The sequence below is a fragment of the uncultured Roseobacter sp. genome (genome assembly GCF_947488185.1).
Classification (GTDB): Bacteria; Pseudomonadota; Alphaproteobacteria; order Rhodobacterales; family Rhodobacteraceae; genus Roseobacter.
In genome coordinates, this window is the sequence record NZ_CANKYM010000004.1 from 1 (window position 1) to 26788 (window position 26788).

Below are 26788 nucleotides of genomic sequence, written 5' to 3' on the forward strand. Positions count from 1 at the left end.
TCGCTACCCCACTGCTGGAAGTTGGCTTAGGGCCCTCAAAATCCGAAGCTACGGGTAGGGCGGGCGGGGTGCTGCACCGTCGCCGCTATCTGCTTCGACCCCGCAGTCACCAATGCTGCGCTTGTTACCAATGGCAGCTCAAAGACAGAATATCTGATCAAGAGGGACTTGGGCCTTTGCCAACACGCGGATGTGCGCGTGTTCCGTCCGACAGTCCAATACAAAGTACAATCTCGTCTGCGCGGGGCGCGTCGGGCACCCAGAGGGTCATCGTGTCGATGTGATCAAATGACCATGCCTCGTCTTTATGACCCAGTGGCAGATCAATGGACCCGGCCAAAGCCCCGACTTTGTGGTTGGAAGGCATCAGGGATTTACCGCCACCAACGGTTGCGCGCACAGGTTTGCCAAGTGCGGGGTGCAACACAGCGGCACCATGCTCCATCGTGCCAGCCGACCCGACAAGGGCCGCTTTTCCGTAGCAAACTGGAGGCCGCTCCAACATGTTCACAAGCTCCTTAGTCAGCGATTGGCCAAGCTGCGCGCCAACGTCGAATAGGGGCGACAGGTCGTCTTGATGCATCCCCGCGAATGGGTTCCTAAAAACCGCCATTGCAGCAACGCGCGTGATCCGGTCACAGACCACACCCATTTCATCTGCAGTGATGATTTCCTTGGTGAATACCGTTTTTCGAGCGTCCATAGTCACACTGTCTTCTCCTGACCTGTAAGGGGTGCATACTTGAAAAACTGAAACGCGATGCCAAGCGGAACCACCGTAGCGAAGAGGATCATTGCAAGCCACAGTGGCCCCCGCGCATTGCCTGTCGCATCAAGGATCGCACCCGCGACGGGTGGCGTGACCAACATGATCGCATAGTAAACCGTAAAGAAAATCCCCATGCCGAAGGCCCTGACCTGAGGCCGCATGGCCTGCCCTGCCATTGCCATGATAACGCCAGCCGGGGCCATGCCGATCAGACCAAATAGCATGCTTGCACCGAAGCCAGCGCCCGGCAGGCTGAGCAGCGGAAGCGCAGCGATGGCGCCACCCATGCAGACCGCCAAGACAATATTCCGCCCACCAAAGCGATCCACGATCTGCCCGCAGGCCGCACCGGAAAAGATCATGATCCAGCTGCCGATGCTAATGATGCCAGCGGCGGCGATGGCGGATTGGCCGTGGTCCTCAAGAACCTTCGGCCCAAAGGCAAGATAGGTGACATAGGCGGCATTAAACACGCCCCATGCGGCAGCGGCACAGAGGATCAGACGCCATTCTTGGGTGGTCATCGCACCCCGTTTGCCGCCATCCGCGTACGGCAAATCGTGTGGCGGGCGGTAAAACAGAAAGACGCCGAGGGCTGCGATCAGGCAATAGACTGAGGCCGCCTGAAACGGGACCTGCCAGCCGTATGTCTGGGAAAGCCAAGCATGGCCGACTTGCCCCATAGCGATGCCGAAAGGCCAGGACATTACGAGGATGCTCATAGCCGTCGCGATCTCGCGGCCTTCGAACCAATCCGCGACCATCTTGGTGAAATAAAGCGAGGTGAACAGAAAACCGATCCCGGCAAAGACCCGTCCCATTCCAATGGCCCAGCTGTCTGTCGCAAGGGAAGACGCGGCCCCACCTGCAGCCAATGCGCTCAACCCAAACACCACCATGACGCGATCTGACACGTAACGTCCCCAATACCCGGCGGGGATGGCCAGAAACAATCCGGGTGCCATGAACAGCCCGATCAGGAAACCGATATCAACATAGTCGAGCCCGAAGGCGACGACCAGATCGCCACCCACGGACGCCACGGTTTGGAACTGGAAGCCGAGCCCGATGCGGGCCAGAAACAGTAAGCTCAAGATGCGCCAGCGCATTACGCCCAGCCAAGTCCGCGCAGCGCGTGTACGTCGTTCCAAATCTTGGTCATGTGGCTGATTTTGTCACCGTCGAACTGCATGACATAGGCGTAATTCGAGACCACGGCTTTTCCAGTTGGTGCGACTGGTCCGCCTTCGCCGGTTTGCGTTCCGTGGAATTCGGCGGCAGCAACGACAGTGCCCCTCGCGTCGTCCAGCGCAAAACCCGTCAGTTTGTAACGGCCATCCGGTACGGGCGTCAAAAGCCCCTTCATCCAGTCGGCATAGGCGGCGAGTGTCGTCGTTTGTCTCAACGCATCAGCTTGACATGAAAAGGTAGCCCCTTCGTGGCAATATGTTTTGCAGCCCTGCCATCCCTTGCCGGTTTCGCAGGCTTCGAAAAATGCCTTTGCGGTTTCGTATTGTGTCATTGTGCCATCCTCCATGTTGATGTGATGAAGTCAGCTTAGGCCAACGCCCGCGGTGCCGGATATCGTGCAGATGCTGTAAGATCCGCGTCCTGCGTGCAGTATTCGAACTACAGCATTTGCAGGATTGCTTGTTGAGCGCGTTCTCATCAAACTCGTAGTACATTGTTTTTGTCGGAGTATTTTTGGTGTCTGGACAATCAGGTCTCAGCCAAAGGGAATTGCAGATCGCGCGTTCTTATGCGGGTGGGGAGACCTATCAGACAATCGCCGATACGCTATGCATTGCACCATCCACAGTGCGCACCCATCTGGCGACGATCTATCGCAAACTGGAAGTATCCTCAAAGTTGGAACTGGCAACCCATCTGAATGGCGACGTCCAGCAACCCCGCAGCCCGTCGGAAATGGCCGCTGTGGTTTCGGAATTGGCGTTGAGCTTGGAGGAAGCGATCAGCCGGGAAAAAGCGTTGAGCGAAGTGTTGCGGATCATCAGTGCGGCACAAGGTGATCTCACTGCTGTGATGCCATTGATCCTGACCTACGCCCTTGAACTTTGCGATGCGGAGTTTGGTATCCTGTTCGAGTATCAGCAGGACGGCAGGTTTCTGGCCAATCACGCTGTCGGAATTCCGAAACCGTTTAAGACGTGGCTAGACGATCAGGGTGTCTTTGCGGTCAGCCCCGAGACCGGACTTGGCCGGATGGACGAGTTGCGCGCGGTGATCAATATCATAGACGTCAAATCCGAGGCAGTTTACCAAACGGACGACCCCTTGCGCTATGCCACGGCGGATCTAGGCGGGGCGCGATCCTTTGTTGCCATTCCTATGCTTGCCGGTGACAGTTTGGTCGGCGCATTCACGATCTATCGCCAGACAGTGCGTCCGTTTTCTGACGACACAACTCGGCTTGCGCAGATGTTTGCCGCTCAAAGCGTGATCGCATTGGAGAACGCGCGCATGATCAGAGCGATACAGGCGGCGCATTCGTGACCGAGACACCCGACGAAACAAGCGCGCTCAGTACCCGCGAAACCCAAATTGCGGCGGACTATGCGCAAGGCGAAAGCTATCAGCAGATCGCGGATCGCTTGTGTCTTGCGCCATCGACGGTGCGCACGCATCTGGCCACGATCTACCGCAAACTTGGTGTATCCTCGAAGTTGGAGCTGCGCGATAGGCTGATCCCTGTAGCAACCACGCTCAATGATCTGCCCATTGAACACCCCGTCCGGCCAGAAAAACCCTCCATCGCAGTGCTGGCTTTTGAAAACATGTCCGGTGATCTAGAACAGGAATACTTCTCAGACGGGATCAGCGATGACATCATCACGGCCCTGTCACGGTCTCCTTGGCTTTTCATTATCGCGCGCAACACCACGTTTACCTATAAAGGTAAATCCGTCGATGTCCGGCGCGTTGCCGAGGAGCTTGGGGTTCGGTTTGTCCTGGAAGGCAGTGTTAGACGGTCGGGTGAGCGGGTGCGTGTCACCGCGCAGTTGATCGATGGTATAACAGGCGGGCATGTCTGGTCCGAACGCTATGATGGGCAGCTTGAGGATGTCTTTGACTTGCAGGATGAGATTACTCGCAACGTGGTGGCCTCGATCCAGACAACCGTTCATCTAAGTACAATCCAAGAACCTGTCGAACGCGCATCTCGCCCTGATCTGACCGTCTGGGAATTGACAATGCGGTCTTGGCACCTGCTCTATGATTTTAGGCCCGAAAGCTATGCTTCCGCCAAGACCTTGCTGGAGCGCGCCTTGGCGATTGATCCCGAGAGCGCAGAGGCGAACATGATCTTGTCGCTGATCAACCACCATATCGCCATCATGGGGTTTGTCCCCGACGTCCGGCCCGCAATGGAAACGGCATATGCACTGGCGCGGCGCGCGACGCAGTTGGACGATCGCAATGAATACGCGCATTGGGCTCTGGGCATTTCTTGCTGGGGGTTGCTCAAATACGACGAATCCCTTGCGGCCTTGGAACGCGCCGTAGCCCTCAACCCAAACTGTTCGCTGGCCTATGGCAGCCTTGGCACTTTGCTCGGTATCCTTGGCTGTTCAGAAGAGGCCATTGCCAATCAGGAAATCGCCATCCGCTCCAATCCCCTCGACCCAAGTATCTTCTTCCGCTTTTCTGGGCTCGCACTGGCGCACTACATGGCGGGACGTTTTGAGACCGCAATCGAATGGGCAGAGCGCGCGATCCACCGAATGCCACGGTGGTACTTCGCGCATTTTGTTTTAGCCGCCAGCCATGTTGCACTTGAACGCCAAGAAAATGCCGTCGAAGCGGTCAAGACCTGTCGGAATGTGCTGCCCGAAATCTGCATCAAGGACCTGGATCGTGTTCCTCTGAGGGATCACGATAAACTGAACGAGCTGCGGGCGCGTTTGTTCAAGGCAGGTTTTGCTTGAGAACTGGTTGCTTATAGAAGCGGCCATTGGTTCAATCGCAGCGAATGAGCGCATCGTCTGCAGATCGCTAGATTAACCGGTTCCATACTTTGCCCGTGCGGCGAATGCCCCCTTTTGACAGGCCGTGCTGCAGCAAAAAATAGTCGGCCAAGGTCCGGTTACGGCCGCAAGATCCGAGGCTACGGGTAGGGTAGGCGGGGTGCTACACTGCATCCAAGGTCGGCAACGAGCCAGATTGACTCGCTGATCCCCTGAGAACGAGCTCTCTTCGCCGTGCGGGTACTGGTGAGCACGTCGTAAATGCCAGAAGTGTCCGCGTTCCTGACTTCCCGGTGCTGATGCATTGCGCTCCTGCCGCGAAGATCCGCAATGCGGGCTGCGACTGCAGCATCTAAACTAGGAGCCCACTGTTGGGAATGGGCTTTGAGAGACAGAAACCGCAGACGAATTTGTCCTGCAAGAGACAGCGTTTTGTAAACGGTCGTTCGACTATAGCAGTGCTGTTGCATGCGTGGAATTGTCAGCACGATCGTTCAGGATCGCGTTAATGAATAGCGAGAATAGTTCGCCCTGCGAACCGATCCGCAGTTTCACGTAGATGTTGCGCCGGTGAATTCGGACGGTTCCGGGCGAGATCCCGAGTTCATTGCCCGTGGCCTCGGCGGAATGGCCTCTGAGCGTCATTTCAACGACCTCCCTTTCGCGCGGGGTTAGCACGCCCTGTCCGATCGAGTGAAAGGCCTTTTCGATACGTTCTTCGCGCGTCGGCTGCGCATCGCCCGCGTCGTCGCGCGCAACACCCCGCCAATGGGCTTGCGAGGTTGCCCGCATGATCGGCCAGATGCGCTTTAACGCCCGAATTTCTGCATTTGAGAACCGCTTTTGCCTGCGCATGAGTGAAATAACGACCGTCACACGGCTGTCCACACGGACAAGAAAACCGATCTCCTCGGCAAGGCCGGTCTGGCCATAATAGCTGCGATAATATTCGCCCTGATAAAAACGGTCGGGGGCAATTTCCCGCAAACGCCAGAGGCCCTCTTCGGTGTCATCAATGGTCGCCAGAAAGAAGGGGTCGAGCAGATAAGGACCTTCCAGATATTCGGTGACATGCAGCCGGTGCCGCTCTGGCGGGAAATCGTCATAAAGCGCCAGAGGTTTGGACGACCCGACATACCCGAAGATCACCGTGTAATCATAGGGTGCCACCGCCTGAAGCGCCCCGGCCAGCGCTTCGGGGAAGCGTGGTGTCTTCAGCGTTTCAACAAGACCTGCCGCGTGTTTGACCCACTCCATCTGCCGCAACCCATTTCATCCGATATATGCGTTCTCATCTATAACAATTGGCATATTTACACAACGGCACCATTCGACCCACGATTGGCCAGGCTGACATATGGCCCATAGGTGGGTGTTTGATCTCAGATGCTTCAGATATGAAATATGACCGGGGGGTGCTGAACGATGCGTCCACTGCTGTCGCCGAGTTGCGGCACGTCTCAAAACGCTTTGGTGATGTCGACGCCGCACGCGATCTGAACCTCAGTGTGGCATCCGGTGAGTTCCTGTCGTTCCTCGGCCCGTCAGGATGCGGCAAGACAACCGCGCTGCGCATGCTGGCCGGGTTCGAGACACCGAGCGACGGCGAGGTTCTGATCGACGGCGCGGTGGTGAACACGCTCGAACCCTTCCGTCGCCCGGTCAACATGGTTTTTCAGAGCTATGCTCTGTTTCCGCACCTCAGCGTTTTCGACAACGTGGCCTATGGGTTGCGCCAGCGCCGGCCCAGGCTCTCGCGCGCCGAGATCGCGGAAAAGGTCTCGCGGACACTGGATGTCGTTCGGCTGGGAGATTTCGGCGCGCGGCGCATCTGGGAGATGTCGGGCGGCCAGCAACAGCGCGTGGCCCTGGCGCGCGCCATCGTCAATGAACCGAAACTTCTGCTGCTGGACGAGCCGCTGGCAGCCCTCGACCGCAAGCTCAGAAAGGCCATGCAGATTGAGCTGCAGGACCTTCAGCGCCAGCTTGGCATCACCTTCATTCTGGTCACGCACGACCAGGAAGAAGCGCTGTCCCTGTCGGATCGGATCTGCGTGATGCGCGACGGGCGTATCGTGCAGATCGGAACGCCCAGAGAGCTCTATGATGCCCCCGCGTCACGTTATGTCGCTGATTTCGTGGGCTCTTCGAATTTTCTGGAAGGTCGCATCGGTCGCATCACAAGCGGGCACGCGGATTTCACCGGCGTTTCGGGACACAGCTTCTCCGGGCAGGCTGGCCCGGGCATCGAAGAGGGGGCCTCGGGCACGCTCAGCCTGCGGCCCGAACAGATCAACATCTCGCGGCGCCAGCTTGAGGGCGGCCATGCGGTCACCGTCCAGAACCGGATATTTCTGGGAGAACACACCGAATACGTGGTGCGACATGACGAGATCGGCACCTTTATTGTCCTCGCCTCCCGGCGGGCCGAGGACCGCGAACCGCCACTGGATGCCGGTACACAGGCTTACATCGCCTGGAACCCAGACGCCGCCCTGATCCTGAGGGCGGATTAACCATGACACCTGCCAACGGGAGAACGACATGACAAACGACACAATTTCCAAAAAGAAATTCATGGAAGAACTGCGCCGCTATGAGAAAGGCTCGGTCACGCGCAGGCACTTTCTTCACGTAACCGGTCTTGGCGCTGCAACGGCGGTTATGGGCGCTGCGGTCCCGGGGCTGCGGCCCCGTCCGGCCTTTGCCCAGGATATCGGTGATCGCGCAATCCTCGCCACCTGGCCAAACTATCATGATCAGGCCAATTTTGACGCCTTCACAGACAAAACCGGTGCGGCGGTGCAGGTCAATGTCTTTGGCTCGAACGAGGAGATGCTGGCCAAGCTGCAGGCCGGCGGGTCCGGCTGGGACGTCTATGTGCCAACGAACTACACGATCACGACCTACGTCGAGGAGGACCTGATCGAACCGCTCGATCTGTCCAAACTGCCAAACTACGATCCGGCGGCCTTTGACGCGCGTTTCTCGGACGCGGGGATCGTCGACGGTGTCGTCTATGCGGTGCCCAAAAACTGGGGCACCACCGGCATGGCGATCAACACATCGCACAATGGTGGCAAGGCATTCGACAGCTGGAAGCAGTTCTTTGACCGCACGATGGATGATTATTCGGGCCGGACAATGGTGCATGACTATCAGCTCACCACCATCGGTGCCGCACTGAACTATCACGGCTATTCGTTCAATTCTGTTGACGAGGCCGAACTGGCGGACGCAGAGAAACTGCTGATCGACGTCAAACCGCATCTCTTTGCGATCACGTCAGATTATCAGCCGGCGATGCGTTCGGGTGATGCCTGGCTGACGATCTGCTGGACAGGCGACGGCAAGCAGCTCAACACCGACATCCCCGAGATCGCCTTTGCGCTGGGAAAAGAGGGCGGCGAATTGTGGAGCGACTATTATGCCATTCCGAAAGGTGCGCCGCATAAAGAAGCCGCCTATGCGCTGATCAATTTCATGCTCGATCCGGACGTGAACGCGCGCGAGGTTCTGGCGCATGGCTATCCGGTGGCCGACAGCCGCACCAATGCGCTGCTGCCCGAAGAGATCCTGAACGACCCGATCCTCTATCCGGCAGCTGAAAAGCTTGATGCGCTTGAATTCGGGGCGGCGGCAACGCTGACCGATCCGAACCGCGCCGAACTTCTCGCGCGCTTCAAGTCGGCCTGAGGCGGGCAGGCGGGAATGACGCAGCGCGCGCGCAACTGGTTGCTGATCGCCCCCTCGGGTGCGCTGCTTCTCGTGATGCTTGTGCTGCCGCTCTCGTTTGTTTTCGTTTTCAGCTTTGGGGAGCGGGGGCCCTCGGGCGGCTATGTTCCCGCCTTTACGCTGGAGCAATATGCGAACCTTCCGGCGCGATGGACCGCGTTCAAAAATACGCTGATCCTCGCACCGCTTGGCACACTCGCGGCCCTGCTGATCGCCTATCCGCTGGCCTATCAGCTGGCGGTCAGGACTGACCCTAAATGGAAAACCCTGCTGCTGGTTCTGGTCATCGTGCCCTTCTGGACCTCGATCCTGATCCGCAGCTACGCTTGGATTTACATCCTCGGCGGACAGGGGATACCCGCGCTGCTGGGGAGCATCGGCATTGAAAACGTCCGGCTGATTTACACGCCTTTTGCCGTCACCATCGGCATCATTTACGGTTACCTGCCGCTGATGGTCTTTCCGATCTATGTCGCACTCGACCGTCTGGATATGCGGCTGCTTGAGGCCTCAGGCGACCTTGGTGCCCGTCCTATGACGACCTTCCTCAGGGTGACGCTGCCGCTTTCGGTGCCGGGTGTGGCGACCGGCTGTATGCTCGTCTTTATCCTGCTGATGGGCGAGTTTCTGATCCCAGCGCTGCTTGGCGGGGGCAAAGTGTTCTTTGTCGGGAATGCGCTCGTGGACCTCTTCCTGCAGTCGCGCAACTGGGCTTATGGCTCGGCGGTTGCTTTCACGCTGATCGTCATCATGCTGATCACCGTCACAATCTACATGCGCCTCATCGCGCGGCTTCAAACGGGCCGCGAAGATGTCGCGGTGATGTGAGGGCCAGCCATGCGACTGTATTCCCTTGTCGTCTATGTGTTCCTCTATGCACCCATCGCGATCATCGCTCTTTTCAGCTTCAACGCGGGCCGACATGCCAGCGACTTCCAGGGCTTTTCGATCCAGTGGTATGGGCGCGCACTCAACAACCCCTTTGTGATGGACGCGTTGGAGACCAGCTTGATCGTGGCATTCATCACGGCGACCCTTGCCAGTATCCTGGGCACCCTTGCGGCGGTTGGTCTGCAAGGGTTGCGCGGACCGGCCCGCGCTATTTTCGACGCGTTGATCTACATCGCGGTGATGATCCCGGGCATCGTGATCGGCATTGCGACCCTGATCGCACTGGTGACCGTCTTTGATGTGATGAACCCCTGGATCGAAAACCTGTGGGGGGACGCCGACAATGCTCCGACGCTTTCCATGGGCAGGGGGTCGCTGATCGCGGCCCATACGATGTTCACGATGGCCCTGGTCATCATCATCGTGCGCGCACGGCTGGGCACATTGGAACAGTCGCTTGGCGAAGCCTCCGCTGATCTCTACGCCACGCCGCTCGGTACCTTTCGTCAGGTGACGCTGCCCTTGATCGCGCCTGCGGTGCTGGCGGGGTTCCTGCTCAGCTTCACCTTCAGTTTTGATGATTTCATCATCGCCTTCTTTGTGGCCGGTTCAGAAACAACCCTGCCAATCTATATCTTCTCGTCCATCCGGCGCGGTGTAACGCCGGAGATCAACGCCATTGGCACGATGGTGATGCTCGCCTCGCTCGTCCTGCTGATTGTGGCGCAGCTGATCCTGCGACGGGGAGATCGCACGTGAAAGGACACGCCCCATGCTTCTGAAAGACAAGGTCGCCTTTGTCACCGGCGCTGCCTCCGGCATCGGTGCCGGCGGGGCAGTTGCGATGGCGCGCGAGGGGGCAGATGTGACGCTGGCCGATATCAACGCAGATGCCGTGCAATCGGTGGCAGACCGGATTACCGCCGAAGGAGGCACCGCCCATGCCATTGCCCTGGATGTGGGAGATGACGCCAAACTTACGGCAGCCATCGACACCTGTGCGGCACGACATGGCCGTCTGGACGTTCTGCACTCGCACCCCGGCTTTCAGATCGAAGGCACCCTCGAACAGGTCACGGTCGACGACATGGACGCATCCTGGCGGCTGAATGTGCGCTCGCACTTCGTCGCGGCCAAAGCCGCAATGGCATACATGAAACCGGCGCGGCGCGGCTCGATCATCATCACGGCCTCCGGATCGGGCGTGCAGTACGACAGCGAGATGATCGCCTATGCCACGACCAAACACGCCGCCGTGGCGATGGCCCGGCAGATTGCCAAGGATTTTGGCAAAGACAATGTGCGGGTAAACGCCCTCTGTCCGGGCTTCATCGACACGCCGTTCAACCAGGGCTTCGAGATCCAGATGGGCGGGCGCGACAAGCTGGAGGCCTATATCGCGGACGAAATCCCGATGGGTCGCTTCGGCACGGTTGCAGAAATGGCGGATGCGATTGTCTACCTCGCGTCCGACCGTTCGACGTTCATGACGGGACATGCCCTTGTCATCGACGGCGGGGAATGTTTGTGACGAAGGTCCGCACTCGACGCCGAGTTCCTCTTGTCATTGTTGATTTTGCCGCTGGACTCCATGCTTTTGGGGGAAGCTGTGATGCAGAGTCATTCATGATGATCAACGACCGGTTTGGGCCAGCTCAGCCAAGCGAGGGTCATAAAGAGTTCGGACCCTGCAACGCATCCGAAGTTCCTGCGCGCCCATACCTCCAGAATGCTGCGGTTGAAACGAATGTCAGCTTTAGGAGTTAGAGGCGTCTAGCAAGCGCGCTTTCAGCTGGCCGATCACTTGTTGCGTAATCGAGATTTCTTCAGGCGAAAGATCTTTGGACAGCTCATTCACCCAAGGGATTTGTAACACAATCGCCGCTTCGTACAGGTCTTCACCCATAGGTGTCAGAATGACCAGATTTGCGCGCTTGTGTTGGGGGTTCGGCCGGAATTCAACAATTCCTTCGCGTGCCAGCTCATTTATGATGCGTTGTACGCCTTGTCGGTGAACCCCCATGTTTCGCGCATGCCACGCAACGGGTTCTGGCTTTTCTGCCTGAGCGATGGCGCCAAGAATCTGCCAGCGTGCGCTGGTCAATCCCAGTTCGGCAACAAGCCGGTCACCGGCGAGTTGCAACCGACCATTCAGCCGGAACACATCCAGTATCAGCGCGGTCACCGCTTCCCCGGCCTCGGTCCATTTTTCATCTGTCATGTCGGTTGCCTATTTTATTGACAACACATTGTCAAATTGGTTAGTAGTCGAAATTGACAACATATCACCAATTTCACCCCGTTACGGAGCAAAACACATGGTCACATTCAAACCCCTCGATCCAGAGTGTCCGATCGATCAGCAACTTGGCGTCGACGCTGGCCCGGTCGTTCTGGTCAACCTGTTCACTGTTGATGCCAAAGATCAGGACGCGTTGGTTGCGGCCTGGAAAGATGACGCGCTTTGGATGAAGAAACAGCCCGGCTACATCAACACACAGCTGCACAAGGCTGTTGGCGATAGCTGCATGTACCTCAACTATGCAATCTGGGACTCGGTCGCTGACTTCCGCGCGGCGTTCACAAACCCCGAATTTCAGAACGCGCTCAGCCACTATCCATCCAGTGCCGTCACCGCACCACATCTCTTTGAGAAGATTGCCGTCGCGAACTGCTGCACGGCCTGAGTAACCCCCGAGAAATAAGTGAAAGAAATGAAAAAGCGCATTCACGCAGTCGCAGGCGGCATCGGCTTCCTGATGATCTTGACCTTCTGGACCTCTACAGCGATCAGCGAGCTTTTTGGGAGCCATGAAACGATTGCAGCGGTCAAGGCCTGGATCCTCACAGGCATGTTTGTCCTGATCCCGGCAATGGTCATCGTTGGCGGGTCGGGCATGGCCATGGGCCGCAGACGCAAGGACGCCCCTGCAAGAGCCAAGAAAAAACGCATGCCCATCATCGCGATGAACGGTCTATTGATCCTTTTGCCAGCCGCTTGGTTTTTGGCGGGCAAGGCTGATGCAGGCGAATTCGACACCATCTTTTACATCATTCAAACCATTGAACTGATTGCCGGTGCGGCAAACCTCACCATGATGGGACTGAACATTCGCGATGGTTTGAAAATGACGGGAAGGATCGGACGTTCCAACTGACGCTGTGGTCTGGGTTTTGAGTTCAACTGCCGGATTTGCAACTACAGCGGACATTCGGATTTCCACATCAGATGTCGTTTCGTCCCGCTTAGCCGGCATAGACTCCCGAGAATGCTTCGAGGCGATACATTTTGCACCTATGCGGCAGATCGAAAAAGCAAGTTGAGATTTGGGCGCCCTCCCACAATCAATATCCAAGTCATCAAGGTGTTTTGGCGCTCTACGGGGCGCTTTTTGCATTTCTAAGTGTAGTCCGGGAGAGGGCACGATCTGTATCGGTATATAGTCATGTCAGAAGACGCTGGATCTCATGCCATAGTTTAGATGAACGAGGGTCACAGGTTCGGAACACGGATTAAGTGGAATAATCGTCAATCAGAAGATCCGGCTTTGCGAAGCGCGCGAGGTCGTCGGGGTCCGAGATTGAAATATTACTCCCGGAAACCTTAACGCCATAAGGTTCTAACCCTTTGAATGCACGACTCAGGTTTTCGGGCGTCATTCCCAGAAATGCGGCCAGTCGGCGTTTTTCCATATTCAGCTCAAATTCAGATGAAGCAGCACGCGCCGAGTGGCGAATGAGGTAGTTTGCCAAACGCTCAAGAGACGTGCGGAGCTTGAGGTCTTTTGTGTTTTTTACCACTGTTCTGTAGCACTGCGCCAGCTCACGCACGATAGCGCGCGCAAACGCGCCATCCGTGTCAAAAACAGCACGCACATCCTCTGAGGGCAAAAGCGCGATCCTGCTTTTTTCCAGTGTACGTGCCGACATCAAATTGGGCGCTTCTCTGATCGTTGCGGCAAGGATGAAGGTTGAAACCGGGCGTACCGTTGCCATGCTTGTCTCGCGGCCGTTCCAGCATGCAAAGAGATCCACCGACCCGGACAATACGATGTGCAGGAAATCCGATGGGTCGCCTTCGGTGATCAGGTCGATGCGTGGTGGGAAAGTCTGAACATAAGTTCCGCGCATGAGGGTTTCGAAATTCGAATCCTCCATGTCAGCAAATAGGTCAAGTTGCCGAATTTCAGCGCGATAGGTCTCAGGCATTTCGGCAAGTGGTCCTTGGCAGAAGATTAACAAATGCTCAGATTTCGATTGATATTTGTCAAGCACCTGTTTGACCTTGCCAGTCCCCCGGCTTGTCACACCCCGCAGAGGCACCAAACATATTTTGTTAAGCTATTTATTTTGAACAATAATTTTCATTTGTTGATCGAGATCAACCAAGTCTCTCTCTCCAAAGCGCACACCACCTCCAACCCAATATGGCAGCCTTGGCGCTGCCCAAGACGGAGGAAACGCGATGGAAATCATGCTCGCATACGACAATTCGCGCAATGCGCGGATCGCACTTGATGCCATCAAGACGATGTTTGGCGCCCTGAGCCCGAACGTGACGCTTGTGTCGGTCGTCGAAGATGTTGGCAGTGCTACCGCCGGGGCGGACGATCTCTTTAACGAACAGTTCGCGACCCAGAAAGCAGGGGTCGAAGCCGCCGCGGCTGAACTGATGGCGGTGGGCATCGGCGCAAAGGTCATGCTGGCCGAAGGCGATGCCCGCAAGATGATCCTGCGCGCAACCGAGGAACGGCATCCCGACCTGTTGGTCATGGCGCGTCACAGTCACCAACCGGACAGCGGGCCGTTGGGCTTCATTACCAAGCGTATCGATGCCCTTGTCGAAGAATTTGACCACATGACCTTTGGGTCCGTCTCGGCCTTTCTGGCGCGTCGGGTCAAATGCCCCATCCTGATTATCCCAACCCACGTGGGTGCCGATGCGGCACACGCGGCTGAATGATTTAAGAGGGACATTTCCAATGCAAGTCTCTGACCTGTTCCGGTTCAAGAACCGGGAAATTCGTGCGCTCCACCTGACCTGGATCGCGTTTTTCATCACCTTTTACGTCTGGTTCAACATGGCGCCGCTGGCCTCGTCGATGCTGGCCGCAAACGACTGGTTGACCCGCGATGATATCCGTCTCTTTGCAATTGCAAACGTGGCGCTCACCATCCCCGCCCGGATTATCGTCGGCATGGCGCTCGACCATTGGGGGCCACGGCGGGTGTTTTCCGTTCTCATGGTCACCATGGCCGTGCCCACGCTGTTTTTCGCCTTTGGCGACAGCAAGATGCAGCTTTTTATCTCGCGGCTGGTCCTGTCCTCCGTGGGCGCCTCCTTCGTGATCGGCATCCACATGACGGCGCTGTGGTTCAAACCACGCGACATCGGATTTGCCGAAGGGTTTTATGCCGGATGGGGCAACTTTGGGTCCGCCGCAGCGGCGCTGACCATTCCTACCGTGGCGCTGACCATCTTTGGCGGCGATGGCGGCTGGCGCTATGCCATCGCCACATCCGGCATCGTCATGGCCGTCTACGGTGTCTTCTACTGGTTTGCGATCACCGATGGTCCGACCAAGGACACCCATAAGAAACCGCGCAAAGCCATGGCCCTTGAGGTCTCAACCTACCGGGATCTGGCGCTTCTGGTGATCTTCACCATCCCGCTTGTCGGCATCCTGTCGATCCTTGTCTACCGGATTCAGATGATGGGCTACATTGACGGTTTCGTCGCCTCAATCTGCTATGCCGCGATTGTTGTCGTGGTCCTCTACCAGGTCTGGCAGGTGCTGCGCGTCAATCTTCCGATCCTGAAGCAGGGTGTGCCCGAAGATGACCGTTATCCGTTCAGTTCGGTGGCGGCACTCAACACCACCTACTTCGCCAACTTTGGCGCGGAACTGGCCGTGGTTTCGATGTTGCCGCTGTTCTTCCAGGAAACCTGGGGGCTAAACCCAGTGACTGCAGGGATCATTGCGTCGGCCTTTGCCTTCGTGAACCTTGTGGCACGTCCGATGGGGGGCCTCGTCTCTGACCGGATGGGCAACCGCCGTTTCGTGATGCTGGCCTACATGATGGGCATCGCCATTGGCTTTGCCATGATGGGCCTCTTGAACAGCTCCTGGCCGCTCATTGTTGCCATCGCGATCACCATCTGCTGCTCGTTTTTCGTACAGGGCGCGGAGGGCGCGACCTTTGGGATTATCCCGTCGATCAAGCGCCGCGTGACCGGTCAGATTGCGGGTATGGCTGGGGCCTACGGCAACGTTGGTGCGGTTTTCTACCTCTTCATCTTCATGTTTGTCGAACCCTCGACCTTCTTCTTCATCATCGCGGTCGGCGCGTCGATCTCCTGGCTGGTGTGCTTCTTCTGGCTGAAAGAACCCGAAGGCGGCTTTGGCGAGGAATACATCCTGTCATCTGTCGATGAAGCCATCGCAGCTGAAGCACAGAACAAGCTCGACGCCGAGGCTGACCTTGCGGTGATTTTCCAAGGCTCCTCCCGCGTGGCGCTGGCAGAACGCAGCGATGGTCTGATGGTGACCGCCAGGTTCAAAGACCTCGACGATCTGCGCTCAACCCTCAGCCGCCTTGCCGGAAAGGACAAGGGCATCAAACCGGCTGAATGATCCAATCGGGCGCGGTCGGAACCGCCTGCCGCGCCTCAGAAACTGACGCACTACAGAATCCCAAGGAGACCAAGGTGGGACAAGATCTTAGAAACTACACGCCGGATGACGACGCCTTCTGGGCTGCCACCGGCAAGGGGATTGCGAACCGCAATCTGTGGATTTCCATTCCGTCGCTGCTCTGCGGTTTTGCGGTCTGGCTCTACTGGGGGATCATCACTGTTCAGATGATCAACCTCGGCTATCCGTTTGAAACCTCACAGCTCTTCACATTAACCGCAATCGCCGGGCTTTCCGGTGCCACGCTGCGTATTCCGGCGACCTTCTTTATCCGGATCGCCGGTGGACGGAATACAATCTTCTTTACCACCGCACTTTTGATGATCCCAGCTGCGGGCACTGGCATCGCACTGCAGAACCCTGACACACCGCTCTGGCAGTATCAGGTCCTGGCACTTCTCTCCGGGATCGGCGGCGGTAACTTCGCAGCCTCCATGTCCAACATCTCGTTCTTTTTCCCCAAGAAAATCCAGGGGTATTCGCTGGGGATGAACGCGGGTCTGGGCAACTTTGGTGTGACCACCATGCAGATATTGATCCCCTTGGTGATGACCTTCGCGCTCTTTGGTGGAGAGGGCCGTGAGTTGGTGAATACCTCCGGCACATTGATCGGCAAAATCCCGGCGGGCACCGAGACCTATATCCACAACGCCGGCCTGGTCTGGCTGCTGGCCCTTGTGCCACTGGCCTTCCTGGGGTGGTTCGGGATGAACAACATCCGGGATGAACACGTCAGTCCCAATATCCCCGGCCCCATCGGTGCTTTCAGCATCATCGGGTTTATGTATGGCATTGGCCTTGTTGCCGCAGCCTTCGGGCTCTGGCTGATGCTGCCTGCATCCGTGGGCGGGTCCGGCTTTGGCCTCTCGAAATGGGTCGTGCTGCCCATCGTGATTGTACTGACCGTCGCCGCCCTGCGGATGATCCCCGGTCAGGTCGGTCAGAACCTGTCGCGCCAATACAAGATATTCGGCAACAAGCACACCTGGGCGATGACCATCATCTATGTGATGACCTTTGGGTCCTTCATTGGCTATTCGGCGGCCATGGGTCTGACCATCAAAGTGGTCTTCGGGTTCCAGCACCTTGTTGTCGATGGCATCATGACCCATGACACCGCGAACCCGAACGGGCCTTCTGCCTTGATGTTCGCTTGGATGGGGCCCTTCATCGGCGCGTTGATCCGTCCGCTGGGCGGGGTCTGGGCCGACCGGGCCGGGGGCGCGAAAGTGACCCAGATCATCTCTGTCGTGATGGTCGGGTGCGCGCTCGCACTCGCCTACATCCTGCAGCAGGCCTATGCCTCAGCGACGCCGGAAACATATTTCGTGCCCTTCCTGCTGATCTTCTTGCTGCTCTTTGCAGCAACCGGCATCGGCAACGGCTCCACCTTCCGAACCATCGCCGTGGCGTTCAACAAGGAACAAGCCGGACCGGTGTTGGGCTGGACCTCCGCCGTCGCCGCCTATGGCGCCTTCCTGATCCCGCAAATTTTCGGCGAACAAATGAAGGCAGGGTCGCCGGAATACGCCCTCTATGGTTTTGCGGTCTTCTACACGGTCTGCATCGCCATCAACTGGTGGTTCTACCTGCGCCCAAACGCCTACATCAAGAACCCCTGAACCGATCTGCGCCTGTCCGGAGATCGCGCCGGGCAGGCCCCTTCATACCCCTTAAGGGAGCAAAAGACATGAGCCACCTGCTTGACAGACTGAACTTCCTCCACTCCAACAAGCTGGAAGAGTTCTCCAACAGCCACGGTCAGGTTACCCGCGAAGACCGATCCTGGGAGGACACCTATAGAAACCGTTGGCGTCACGACAAGGTTGTCCGGTCGACCCACGGTGTGAACTGCACCGGGTCGTGCAGCTGGAAAATCTACGTCAAATCCGGGATCGTGACCTGGGAAACCCAGCAGACGGATTACCCGCGCACGCGGCCCGATCTGCCCAACCATGAACCACGTGGTTGCGCACGGGGGGCGTCCTACAGCTGGTACCTCTATTCGGCGAACCGGGTGAAAAACCCGCTGGTGCGCGGCCGCCTGATGAAGGTCTGGCGCAAGATGCGCGAAACCATGGGACCGATCGAGGCCTGGACCAAATTGCAGGCCGATCCGATCCTGCGCGCCTCTTACGTCGAAACCCGCGGCAAGGGTGGCTTTGTTCGCGCTACATGGGATGAGGCGACAGAGATCACCGCAGCGGCCAATGCCTACACCGCAAAGACCTACGGGCCTGACCGCGTCTTTGGCTTTTCACCGATCCCGGCCATGTCCATGGTCAGCTATGCGGCAGGGTCGCGCTATCTCAGCCTGATGGGCGGCGTCTGCATGTCGTTCTACGACTGGTACTGCGATCTTCCGCCCGCCTCGCCGATGACCTGGGGCGAACAGACCGACGTGCCGGAAAGTGCCGATTGGTATAATGCCGGCTACCTGCTGATCTGGGGCTCGAACGTGCCGCAGACCCGAACACCGGATGCGCATTTCTATACCGAAGCACGCTACAAAGGCACCAAATCCGCCGTGATCTGTCCGGACTATTCAGAGGCCGCGAAGTTCGGGGATGTGTGGCTGAACGCCAAACAGGGCACTGATGCGGCACTCGCAATGGCATTTGGTCATGTCATTCTGCGCGAATTCCATCTCGACCGTCAGACCGAGTATTTTGAGGATTACACCCGTAAGTATTCCGATTTCCCGATGCTGGTGAAGCTAGATGAGAAGGACGGGCGGTTTGTACCGGGTCGCTTCCTTCGGGCGGATGATCTGGACGGCAAGCTGGGCGAAGACAACAATCCCGAATGGAAAACTGTCGCCTTCGATGATCTGTCGAAGGGTTTCGTCGCCCCCAATGGGTCCGTTGGATACCGCTGGGGCGAGGACGGCGAATGGAACCTTGAGGAGCGGGCGAAGGAAGCCGACACCCGGCTCAAGATGAGCCTTGTGCTGGAAGAGGACCACGACGACGTTCTGAGCGTGGATTTCCCCTATTTTGGCGGGCAGGCCTATGGCCAGTTCGCCACCGATGCGGATCACCCCGATGTGCTGACCCGCAACATCCCGATCAAGAAGGTCAAGACCGCGGACGGCGAGATGGCCGTCGCAACCGTGTTTGATCTTTTCTGTGCGAACTACGGGCTTGATCGCGGGCTGGGGGGCGACTGGGTCACTTCGGATTACGCCAACGACATGCCGGGCACCCCGGCCTGGGCGGAAAAGATCACCGGTGTGCCCGCAGACAAGATCATCCACGTCGCCCGGGAATTCGCGGATAACGCCGAAAAGACCCAAGGCAAATCGATGATCATCATCGGGGCGGCGATGAACCACTGGTTCCATATGGATATGAATTATCGCGGTGTCATCAACATGCTGGTGATGTGCGGCTGTGTTGGACAGTCCGGCGGCGGCTGGGCGCATTACGTGGGGCAGGAGAAACTGCGCCCGCAAACTGGCTGGCAGCCTCTGGCCTTCGCCCTCGACTGGGGACGTCCGCCGCGGCACATGAATTCGACTTCGGCCTGGTACGCACATACCGATCAGTGGCGCTATGAAACCATCCGGGCCGGTGATATCCTGTCACCCACCGCGCCGGAAGGCGATTGGGACATCAACCTGATCGACTACAACATCCGCGCCGAACGGATGGGATGGCTGCCCTCTGCGCCGCAGCTCAAAACCAATCCGCTGGAGGTCGCGAAGGCGGCAAAAGCGGCGGACAAGGAAATCCCCGCCTATGTGGCGGAGACCCTGAAATCCGGTGATCTGGAAATGGCCTGCGAGGATCCGGACAACCCGGTGAACTGGCCGCGCAACCTCTTTGTCTGGCGCTCCAACCTTCTGGGGTCCAGCGGCAAGGGGCACGAGTATTTTCTCAAACACCTCCTGGGCACTGACCACGGTGTGATGGGCAAGGATCTGGGCGAAGAGGGCGCGCAGCTCCCCAAGGAAGCGAAATGGCATCCTGAGGGCCCGCGCGGCAAGCTTGACCTGCTGGTGACCATCGATTTCCGGATGAGTACCACGGCCGTCTATTCCGACATCGTGCTGCCAACCGCCAGTTGGTACGAAAAGGATGACCTTAATACATCCGACATGCATCCGTTCATCCACCCGCTGCAAGCGGCTGTGGACCCGGCCTATGAAAGCAAGTCGGATTGGGAAATCTTCAAGGCAATCGCCAAGAAGTTCCAGCAGATCGTGCCCGGCTATCTGGGCAAGGAAACCGATATCGTCGCGCTTCCGATCCTGCACGATACACCGGCGGAGATTGCGCAGGATCAGGTCAAGGACTGGAAGAAAGGGGAATGCGACCTGATCCCGGGCAAGACCGCCCCGGCCTATGTGGCCGTCGAACGTGACTATGAGGCGATTTATGATCGCTTCACCGCGCTTGGGCCGCTTATGGACAAGCTCGGCAATGGCGGCAAAGGCATCGCCTGGAACACCCAGGAAGAGATCGACAACCTGGCTGATCTGAACGGTGTGCAACTTGACGGGGCCGCAGCCGGGCGACCAAAGATCGACAGCGCAATCGACGCCTGCGAGGTCATCCTGATGCTGGCGCCAGAAACCAACGGCAACGTCGCGGTCAAAGCCTGGGAGGCGCTGGGCAAGGCCACAGGCCGCGAACATGCGCATCTGGCCGAAGGCGAGCACCACCAGAAGATTCGCTTTCATGATATCGCCGCTCAACCGCGCAAGATCATTTCTTCGCCTACATGGTCGGGTATCGAGAGCGAGAAGGTCAGCTACAATGCGGGCTACACAAACGTGCATGAGCTGATCCCATGGCGGACCCTGACAGGGCGTCAACAGCTCTATCAGGATCACCTGTGGATGCGCGCCTTTGGCGAGGGCTTCATGTCTTACCGCCCGCCGGTGGACTTGAAAACCATCACTGCGGACGTGCAGGACGATGGCGATAATTTGGTGCTGAACTTTATCACGCCGCACCAGAAATGGGGCATCCACTCCACCTACACCGACAACCTGTTGATGCTGACGCTCAACCGGGGCGGGCCGGTGATCTGGATCAGTGAGAACGATGCGAAATCGGCGGGCATTGTCGATAACGACTGGGTCGAGCTTTACAACAGTAACGGCGCGCTGACGGCGCGGGCGGTGGTGAGCCAACGGATCAAGGACGGGACCACCTTTATGTATCACGCTCAGGAAAAGATCGTGAATACGCCGGGGTCGGAAAAGACCGGCCATCGAGGGGGCATTCACAACTCCGTCACCCGCGCAATCCTGAAACCCACCCACATGATCGGCGCCTATGCCCAGCAATCCTACGGCTTCAATTACTACGGCACCGTGGGGTCGAACCGGGACGAATTCGTCGTGGTCAGAAAGATGAAAAAAGTGGACTGGCTCGACCGTGAAAAGAGCTGGAAAGCACCTGCACAGGAGGCAGCGGAATGAGAGTACGTGCACAAATCGGCATGGTGCTGAATCTCGACAAATGCATCGGGTGCCACACCTGTTCTGTAACCTGCAAGAACGTCTGGACCAGCCGCGATGGTGTCGAATACGCTTGGTTCAACAACGTGGAGACCAAGCCCGGTACCGGCTACCCGACAGACTGGGAAAACCAGAAACGCTGGAATGGTGGCTGGGAGCGCAGCGCATCGGGCAAGTTGCAGCCAAAACAGGGCAGCAAATGGCGGATATTGGCGAAAATCTTTGCCAACCCCGATCTGCCCGAGATCGACGACTATTATGAGCCTTTTGATTTCGATTACGACCACCTGAAATCCGCGCCCGAGCTGGAGGCGTTCCCAACCGCGCGCCCCCGCTCCAAGATCACCGGTGAGCGGATTGAAAAGATCGAGAAGGGCCCGAACTGGGAAGAAATCTTGGGCGGTGAATTCTCGAAACGGTCCGAAGATTACAACTTTGAAGGCATCCAGAAGGAGATTTACGGAGAATACGAAAACACCTTCATGATGTATCTGCCGCGGCTTTGCGAGCACTGCCTGAACCCGGCCTGCGCCGCCTCCTGTCCGTCAGGGGCGATCTACAAGCGTGAAGAAGACGGCATTGTCCTGATCGACCAGGAGAAATGCCGCGGCTGGCGTATGTGTGTCTCTGGCTGCCCCTACAAGAAGGTCTACTACAATTGGTCGACCGGCAAATCAGAGAAATGCACGCTCTGCTATCCGCGGATCGAGAGCGGGAACCCCACGGTTTGTTCGGAAACCTGCGTGGGTCGCATCCGTTATCTGGGCGTCATGCTCTATGACGCGGACAAGATCGATACCGCCGCAGGCGTGGCGGATGAAAAGGAGCTCTACGACGCTCAGCTTGATGTGTTCCTTGACCCCAATGACCCCGTGGTAATCGAAACCGCGCGGGCGGACGGTATCCCCGAGGATTGGATCAAGGCGGCACAGGAAAGCCCGATCTGGAAGATGGCGATGGAATGGAAAGTCGCCTTCCCGCTGCATCCCGAATACCGGACGCTGCCGATGGTCTGGTACATTCCGCCGCTGTCGCCCATCCAGAACGCCGCCGAAGCAGGGGCAATCGGCATGGACGGCGCGATGCCCGATGTGCGGAACCTGCGCATCCCGGTGCGGTATCTGGCCAACATGCTAACGGCCGGGGACGAGGCACCGGTGGTCAGCGCATTGGAACGGATGCTGGCGATGCGCGCCTATATGCGGTCCAAGACCGTTGAGGGGGTCATTGATGAGGCAATCGCCGCCCGTGTCGGCCTGAGTGGTCGCGTGATCGAGGACATGTACAAGATCATGGCCCTCGCCGACTACGAAGACCGCTTTGTCATCCCGACCACGCACCGCGAACAGGTCGAAGAAGCCTATGACTTGCGCGGGGGCTGCGGATTTACCGATAGCAACGGGTGTTCCGGCGGTACGTCCGGAGGCTCGCTCTTTGGCGGTGCCAAGAAACCTCTCAAAATGCCAACGGAGGCGATGTGATATGACCGTTCACCAGCAAGACCGACCCCTGAAAGCCCTGTCGCTTATCCTGAGTTACCCGACACGCGAGCTGCAGCATGCCATGCCCGAGATAAGTGCCGTTCTGGCCTCGGACACGCGATTGACAGCAGCAGCGCGTCGGGGGTTGCGCCCACTCCTAGAGGAGCTGAGTGGGCGCGACATCTATGACCTTGAAGAGCAATATGTCATGCTCTTTGACCGGTCGCGCACGCTGTCGCTCAACCTCTTCGAACACGTCCACGGCGAAAGCCGGGACCGGGGCGGGGCCATGGTGTCACTGGTGGAAACCTACAGGGCAGGCGGGTTCGACCCCGTTACCTCTGAATTGCCCGATCACCTGCCGGTGCTTCTGGAATACCTGTCGACGCGGCCCTGCGCGGAAGTACAGGAAACTCTGGCGGACGCGGCCCATATCTTTGAGGCGCTGAACGCCCGGCTTGTCCGGCGGGAAAGCCCCTATGGTGCCGTGTTCGCCAGCCTTTTGCAGCTGGCCGATGTGATACCCGATCAGGAAGCGGTTGCCGAAATGCTGGCGCAGCCTGACGACGATCCGACCGATCTGGAGGCCCTCGATGAGGTCTGGGAGGAAAGCGAAGTGCGCTTTGGCCCCGACCCGAACGCCGGCTGTCCGCAGGTGCGCGATATGCTCGCACGTATTGACCCGGTCTCCCCCGTAAATCCCGCGCGGCATCACGCGGCCGAATAGGAGGCAAGCACATGTTTCCCAATCTCGACATCGACTTCATCATCTTCGGTGTCATGCCCTATGTGGCCTTGGCGGTTCTGTTGGTCGGCTCCATCGCACGGTATGAACGTGACCCCTTCACCTGGAAAAGCTCCTCAAGCCAGCTGTTGCGCCGCAAGCAACTGATCTGGGGCTCCATTCTGTTTCACGTTGGCATCATCACTGTGTTTTTCGGTCACCTCGTGGGGCTTTTCACCCCGGTCTGGGTGCTGGATGCTCTGGGTATTCCCTATTGGCTGAAGCAATGGATGGCCGTTTTGATCGGTGGGCCTGCGGGGCTTGCCGCGTTGGTGGGTGGTACGATGCTTTTGCATCGGCGGCTGTTTGATGCGCGTATTCGTGTCACATCAAGCCATGCGGATATCCTGATCATGGTGCTGATCTGGCTCCAACTGGTGATCGGGCTTTTGACCATTACCCAAACCCTGCAACACATGGATGGCGCCGAGATGGTGCGCTTCATGACCTGGTCGCAGAGCATTGTGACCTGGAACCTCAATGCCTGGGCGATGGTCGTGGACGTGCACTGGCTCTACAAGCTGCACATCTTCCTCGGGCTTTTAATCACCATGCTGTTCCCGTTCACACGGCTTGTGCACATGATTTCGGGCTTTGCGGCGCCTTTCCGGTTCCTCTTGCGCCCCGGATATCAACTCGTGCGATCCCGGCGGCGGACAGTGCTGCCCAAACGCAGCGCAGTGCCGGCGGTACGCCAAAGCGGCCCAAAGGATGGTGCCGCACAAACCCCAGCGGAGTAGGTGCAATGACAACCGCATTATTCCCCGATCTCGTCGTCAACGGCGAAGAGGTCCCCCATGCCTTGATCGCTGCAGAGACGCAGAACCAAGATGCCCCCAGGGGCAAGCCGGGTATCGCATGGCGCAAGGCCGCTGACGCGGTCGCCATCCGGACCCTTTTGTTGCAGGAGGCGCGGTCCCGCAGTGTTTCTGCTGTGCCAAGAGAGGTTGGCAAGGGGCGGTTTGAGACAGAAGAGGAGGCCCTGATCCGAGGCCTTCTCGAAACCGAAGTTGAGACGCACCCGCCAAGCGAGGCGGAAGTCCACGCAGAATGGCAAAAGGACCCGTCTCGGTTTCGGACACCACCCTTGTGGGAAGTGTCGCATATCCTCTGCGCCTGCGATCCTAACGATGAACCGGGGCGACAGCGGGCATTGGCGCGTGCCGAGGCCATTGCCACCCGCGCAACTGACGATCCGGCAGGATTTGCAGCGCTTGCCGCGGGTGAAAGCGATTGTGGCTCGAAAGCCGCCGGGGGCGCACTCGGACAGCTTGGGCCCGGAGACACCGTTCCGGAGTTCGAGTCCTCCTTGCGTACCTTGGCCGAGGGAGAGATCACCAAAGCACCGGTGCTGACGCGCAACGGCTATCATGTCATCCGGTTGGATGCCTGCGCTGAGGGTGAGGTCCTGCCTTTCGATGTCGTTCGTGACAGGATTGCCCTTGCGCTGGAAAAAACCAACTGGGCCCGACAGGCCCGGGCGTTCGTCAACCGGCTCATTGAAGCCTCGGAGATCGAAGGGGCAGACATCGGGCGCGCTTGAGGGCCCGATGTCCGCAGGAACACAAAAACACAACGCCACAACGGCGTTTTATAACGAAGAACATGCACATTTTTACGGGAGCGCGACGTACCAGAGGACGCTCTCCTTGCAATGGCGCGGAAAGATGCGGGATGGAGACGAGATCATGGCAGTCATCGAAAGGATCAGAAGCGTTGGGTGTGGCTGCGGACATATGCAGGGCACCAAGGGGCTCATTTCCATAGACGACGCGCTGCTGCGTATCGTACAGAACACAGTTCCGGTCCGGGAGACGGAAGATCTGCCTTTGGCCTTGGCCAGGGGCCGCGTTTTAGCGTCCTCAGTCAGATCGCGCGGTCAGGTTCCAGCCTTCGACAATGCCGCAATGGATGGATATGCGATCCGTTCGGCGGATTTGCGCGGCGCTGGCCCGTGGGAATTGTCGATCCGAGGTCGCATTGCTGCTGGTCAGCCCTGCGACGGGCGCTTGCCCCAGGCCTGCGCGTTTCAGGTATTCACGGGTGCGCCGGTTCCGGAGGGTGCTGATGCCGTGGTGATGCAGGAGGCGGTGGACAGAACCGGTCAGACCATTGTTCTGACCCAAGCAGTTGAGCCACGCACAAATATCCGGTTTGCTGGCGAGGACATGGTGGCAGGCAAGACGGTTGTTCCCGCTGGGCGCAGGCTGTCGTCCCGCGATATTGCCGCCTGCGCTGCCGCCGGGCACGGGACCGTTCGGGTGCGTCGTCTCATTACGGCAGCGCTGATTGTGACGGGTGACGAGGTACGTCAGGTTGGTGAGGCGCGTGGGAAAGCGGGTATCCGGGATGTGAATACCCCCATGTTGTCCGCCGCGATGGGGGCCATCGGAATTGCTCTGCGCAGTACCGAAATAGCGGGTGACAGCCGGGGTTCCTTGCGTGAACAGATCAAAGCGCTCGATGGAAAGGTTGATCTGATTGTCACGACCGGGGGCGTATCGGTCGGTGAGGAAGATCATGTGAAACCGGCCCTTGCCGATCTGGGTGCGCGCATTGCCTTCAGCGGGGTTGCAATCAAACCCGGCAAGCCGGTTTCTTTCGGACGACTTTCCCGAACGCATTGGCTGGGACTGCCAGGAAATCCCCTGTCTGCATTTGTCACTTGGTCGCTCTTCGGTCCGCCACTCTTTTCTGCATTGTCAGGTCAAGATGATGGAGAACACACGCGCCGACATGTGGTCACCAGCAGACCGATCAATCACACCCCCGGACGGTGTGAGCTCCGTCCGGCTCGGATCGTCGGGATGGACGTATTGGGAAGAGAAATCGTCGAGTTTGAGGATGCGAGCTACTCTGGCCGGGTCGGCGCGTTGCCGGACGCCGATGGGCTCATCTTCCTGTCCTCCGAAACTGACACACTGCCGGAGGGTGCCTTGGTGGAGTTTCACCCCTTTCAGTCCATTTGAAGGATTTT

Annotated in this window: 24 protein-coding genes; 18 read left to right on the forward strand and 6 right to left on the reverse strand. The window is 58.2% G+C overall.

What is annotated here, in order from left to right; all coding sequences use genetic code 11:
• Positions 1–157 precede the first annotated feature (157 nt).
• The 3 genes from Q1A52_RS15605 to Q1A52_RS15615 are packed head-to-tail and all read right to left on the reverse strand — an operon-like array spanning position 158 to position 2291.
• Positions 158–703, reverse strand: a complete 546-nt coding sequence (locus tag Q1A52_RS15605) for an amino acid synthesis family protein (protein ID WP_300018566.1) — start codon at positions 701–703, stop codon at positions 158–160.
• Positions 704–705: 2 nt separating this feature from the next.
• Positions 706–1878 (reverse strand): CynX/NimT family MFS transporter, encoded by a 1173-nt coding sequence (locus Q1A52_RS15610; RefSeq protein ID WP_300017362.1) that lies wholly within the window; start codon positions 1876–1878, stop codon positions 706–708.
• Positions 1878–2291, reverse strand: a complete 414-nt coding sequence (locus Q1A52_RS15615; protein ID WP_300017364.1) for a nuclear transport factor 2 family protein — start codon at positions 2289–2291, stop codon at positions 1878–1880. Before Q1A52_RS15615 ends, Q1A52_RS15610 begins: the two co-directional genes overlap by 1 nt.
• A 185-nt stretch (positions 2292–2476) precedes the next feature.
• On the opposite strand from Q1A52_RS15615, the gene Q1A52_RS15620 reads away from it, so the two are divergent.
• Both Q1A52_RS15620 and Q1A52_RS15625 read left to right on the forward strand, forming a co-directional pair.
• A complete protein-coding gene (locus Q1A52_RS15620; protein ID WP_300017367.1) occupies positions 2477–3283 on the forward strand; it encodes a LuxR C-terminal-related transcriptional regulator in 807 nt (268 codons plus the stop codon).
• Entirely contained in the window at positions 3280–4716 is a 1437-nt protein-coding gene (locus tag Q1A52_RS15625) for a LuxR C-terminal-related transcriptional regulator (protein ID WP_300017370.1), read from the forward strand. Before Q1A52_RS15620 ends, Q1A52_RS15625 begins: the two co-directional genes overlap by 4 nt.
• Positions 4717–5205: 489 nt before the next feature.
• On the opposite strand, the gene Q1A52_RS15630 is transcribed toward Q1A52_RS15625, so the two are convergent.
• Positions 5206–6012, reverse strand: a complete 807-nt coding sequence (locus tag Q1A52_RS15630) for a LuxR C-terminal-related transcriptional regulator (protein ID WP_300017373.1) — start codon at positions 6010–6012, stop codon at positions 5206–5208.
• A gap of 140 nt (positions 6013–6152) precedes the next feature.
• Here Q1A52_RS15630 and Q1A52_RS15635 point away from each other — a divergent pair, with 140 nt between their 5' ends.
• The 5 genes from Q1A52_RS15635 to Q1A52_RS15655 are packed head-to-tail and all read left to right on the forward strand — an operon-like array spanning position 6153 to position 10912.
• The gene (locus Q1A52_RS15635) at positions 6153–7271 is read left to right on the forward strand and encodes an ABC transporter ATP-binding protein (RefSeq protein WP_300017376.1); all 1119 of its coding nucleotides are present in this window, start codon (positions 6153–6155) and stop codon (positions 7269–7271) included.
• Positions 7272–7299: 28 nt separating this feature from the next.
• Positions 7300–8451, forward strand: a complete 1152-nt coding sequence (locus Q1A52_RS15640) for a PotD/PotF family extracellular solute-binding protein (protein ID WP_299779461.1) — start codon at positions 7300–7302, stop codon at positions 8449–8451.
• 15 nt (positions 8452–8466) lie between these two features.
• Positions 8467–9318, forward strand: coding sequence for an ABC transporter permease (locus tag Q1A52_RS15645; RefSeq protein ID WP_300017378.1), 852 nt, complete (start codon positions 8467–8469; stop codon positions 9316–9318).
• Between the two features lie 9 nt (positions 9319–9327).
• Positions 9328–10140 carry an ABC transporter permease gene (locus Q1A52_RS15650; RefSeq protein ID WP_300017380.1) on the forward strand — a complete coding sequence of 271 codons (813 nt, stop codon included), beginning with the start codon at positions 9328–9330 and terminating at the stop codon, positions 10138–10140.
• A gap of 13 nt (positions 10141–10153) precedes the next feature.
• Positions 10154–10912, forward strand: coding sequence for an SDR family oxidoreductase (locus Q1A52_RS15655; RefSeq protein ID WP_300017382.1), 759 nt, complete (start codon positions 10154–10156; stop codon positions 10910–10912).
• Positions 10913–11137: 225 nt separating this feature from the next.
• Here Q1A52_RS15655 and Q1A52_RS15660 read toward each other — a convergent pair whose 3' ends face one another.
• Positions 11138–11602, reverse strand: a complete 465-nt coding sequence (locus Q1A52_RS15660) for a MarR family transcriptional regulator (RefSeq protein ID WP_300017384.1) — start codon at positions 11600–11602, stop codon at positions 11138–11140.
• A 97-nt stretch (positions 11603–11699) separates the two neighbouring features.
• Between Q1A52_RS15660 and Q1A52_RS15665 the strand changes: the two genes are divergently transcribed.
• Both Q1A52_RS15665 and Q1A52_RS15670 read left to right on the forward strand, forming a co-directional pair.
• Positions 11700–12068, forward strand: a complete 369-nt coding sequence (locus tag Q1A52_RS15665) for an antibiotic biosynthesis monooxygenase (RefSeq protein ID WP_300017386.1) — start codon at positions 11700–11702, stop codon at positions 12066–12068.
• Between the two features lie 27 nt (positions 12069–12095).
• Complete coding sequence (locus Q1A52_RS15670; protein WP_300017388.1) at positions 12096–12539, forward strand: hypothetical protein; 444 nt, start codon at positions 12096–12098, stop codon at positions 12537–12539.
• 355 nt (positions 12540–12894) lie between these two features.
• On the opposite strand, the gene Q1A52_RS15675 is transcribed toward Q1A52_RS15670, so the two are convergent.
• Positions 12895–13656 carry a helix-turn-helix domain-containing protein gene (locus Q1A52_RS15675; protein WP_300017390.1) on the reverse strand — a complete coding sequence of 254 codons (762 nt, stop codon included), beginning with the start codon at positions 13654–13656 and terminating at the stop codon, positions 12895–12897.
• A gap of 190 nt (positions 13657–13846) precedes the next feature.
• On the opposite strand from Q1A52_RS15675, the gene Q1A52_RS15680 reads away from it, so the two are divergent.
• From Q1A52_RS15680 to glp, 9 genes are all read left to right on the forward strand, one after another.
• The gene (locus Q1A52_RS15680; RefSeq protein WP_299779447.1) at positions 13847–14344 is read left to right on the forward strand and encodes a universal stress protein; all 498 of its coding nucleotides are present in this window, start codon (positions 13847–13849) and stop codon (positions 14342–14344) included.
• Positions 14345–14363: 19 nt separating this feature from the next.
• Positions 14364–16016: an MFS transporter gene (locus tag Q1A52_RS15685; protein ID WP_300017393.1), complete on the forward strand. Its 1653-nt coding sequence runs from the start codon at positions 14364–14366 to the stop codon at positions 16014–16016.
• 74 nt (positions 16017–16090) lie between these two features.
• The gene (locus Q1A52_RS15690) at positions 16091–17698 is read left to right on the forward strand and encodes an antiporter (RefSeq protein WP_300017396.1); all 1608 of its coding nucleotides are present in this window, start codon (positions 16091–16093) and stop codon (positions 17696–17698) included.
• 68 nt (positions 17699–17766) lie between these two features.
• A complete protein-coding gene (locus tag Q1A52_RS15695; RefSeq protein WP_300017399.1) occupies positions 17767–21507 on the forward strand; it encodes a nitrate reductase subunit alpha in 3741 nt (1246 codons plus the stop codon).
• On the forward strand, positions 21504–23027 hold the full coding sequence (gene narH, locus Q1A52_RS15700) for a nitrate reductase subunit beta (protein ID WP_300017402.1): 1524 nt from the start codon (positions 21504–21506) through the stop codon (positions 23025–23027). The genes Q1A52_RS15695 and narH overlap by 4 nt, the downstream gene beginning before the upstream one ends.
• Position 23028: 1 nt before the next feature.
• Positions 23029–23754: a nitrate reductase molybdenum cofactor assembly chaperone gene (narJ, locus tag Q1A52_RS15705; RefSeq protein ID WP_300017405.1), complete on the forward strand. Its 726-nt coding sequence runs from the start codon at positions 23029–23031 to the stop codon at positions 23752–23754.
• 11 nt (positions 23755–23765) lie between these two features.
• On the forward strand, positions 23766–24551 hold the full coding sequence (gene narI, locus Q1A52_RS15710) for a respiratory nitrate reductase subunit gamma (RefSeq protein WP_300017408.1): 786 nt from the start codon (positions 23766–23768) through the stop codon (positions 24549–24551).
• Between the two features lie 5 nt (positions 24552–24556).
• Positions 24557–25354 carry a peptidylprolyl isomerase gene (locus Q1A52_RS15715; protein WP_300017411.1) on the forward strand — a complete coding sequence of 266 codons (798 nt, stop codon included), beginning with the start codon at positions 24557–24559 and terminating at the stop codon, positions 25352–25354.
• Between the two features lie 145 nt (positions 25355–25499).
• Positions 25500–26780: a gephyrin-like molybdotransferase Glp gene (gene glp / locus Q1A52_RS15720; RefSeq protein ID WP_300017414.1), complete on the forward strand. Its 1281-nt coding sequence runs from the start codon at positions 25500–25502 to the stop codon at positions 26778–26780.
• The last annotated feature ends 8 nt before the right edge of the window (positions 26781–26788 follow it).